The sequence below is a fragment of the Haemophilus sp. 27098_8_127 genome (genome assembly GCF_041433495.1).
GTDB lineage: Bacteria > Pseudomonadota > Gammaproteobacteria > Enterobacterales > Pasteurellaceae > Haemophilus_D.
The window spans coordinates 1-1,437 of record NZ_JAPWBP010000024.1 but is presented as its reverse complement, the minus strand read 5'-3'; the positions used below and the strand labels follow the sequence as shown (position 1 = coordinate 1,437).

1 protein-coding gene is annotated in these 1,437 nt (G+C 39.8%); it reads left to right on the top strand.

The genetic code is table 11. The annotated features are described in order from the left end of the window. On the top strand, positions 1 to 1,227 hold a 1,227-nt coding region (locus tag O3746_RS10305), incomplete at its 5' end, for a YadA family autotransporter adhesin (protein ID WP_371449033.1). Positions 1,228 to 1,437: the final 210 nt, after the last annotated feature.

Below are 1,437 nucleotides of genomic sequence, written 5' to 3'. Positions count from 1 at the left end.
GAGGCTGATGTTAAAGACAACGGCGACGGTACTCACACTGTAACTATTAAAGATGGTAACGGTAATACCACAACAACTATCGTAAAAGATGGTGCAACTGGTGCAGATGGTAAGAATGCTGAAGCTGATGTTAAAGACAACGGTGACGGTACTCACACAGTAACCATCAAAGACGGTAACGGTAACACCACAACCACTATCGTAAAAGATGGTGCAACTGGTGCGAAAGGTGATACTGGTGCAGACGGTAAGAATGCAGAAGCTGATGTTAAAGACAACGGCGATGGTACTCATACTGTGACTATTAAAGACGGTAATGGTAATACTACAACTACTATCGTTAAAGATGGTGCGACCGGTGCAAATGGTAAGAATGCTAAAGCTGATGTTAAAGACAACGGCGATGGTACTCATACGATAACTATCATTGATGGTGATGATAAAACCACTTCAACTATCGTAAAAGATGGTAAGAATGCTCAAGCTGATGTTAAAGACAATGGCAACGGTACTCATACTGTCACTATCGTAGATGGTAACGGTAAACAAACCGTAACAACTATTAGAGATGGTAAAGACGGTAAAGATGGTAAAGCTATCGGTAAATTTGGTTTAGTTGATGAAACTGGCACAACAGATGGTACAATCGAAAAAGATTTGAATAAAACAATTCAGATCAAAGGTGATGCAGGTACTAAGGTTAAAGTTTACGATAAACAAACCGGTAAAGCTGTTGAGAAAGAAGTTCAAAACATCTTCGTTAAGAAAGATGGTGATGCATTAAAAGTAAGTCTGAACCCAGATGTAACTGTTAATAGCGTAACAACCAATGAACTCAAAGCTGGTCCAGTAACCATCAATAACAACGGTATTGATGCAGGCAACAAACAAATTAAGAATGTTGCTGACGGTAAAGACGATACAGATGCTGTGAACGTACGTCAATTACGTAACAACATCAGTAATGTGAATAACCGCATCAATAAAGTTGGTAAAGAAGCTCGTGGCGGTATCGCAGGTGCTAACGCAGCAGCAGGCTTACCACAAGTTTACATCCCAGGTAAATCAATGGTTGCCGCTTCTGCAGGTACTTTCAAAGGTGAAAGCGCTGTAGCAGTAGGTTACTCACGCTCAAGCGACAATGGTAAAGTTATCTTCAAACTTCAAGGTAACGCGAATACCCAAGGCGACGTAGGTGGCTCTGTGGGTGTAGGTTACCAATGGTAATTTAACTTTCCATTAAGATAGATAAAAACCCAGCTTCGGCTGGGTTTTTTATTTGTACCAAATTCAGGATGAAATGGGATAGAATGGGCATACAAGAACATTTCTAAAAGATAGTTTTGTGATTAATTAGATAGGCTTAAGGATATGAACCAAAATGACAACTTCAGAAAAAATCAATATTGCGTTTGCGATTGATGCAAAATATACCCC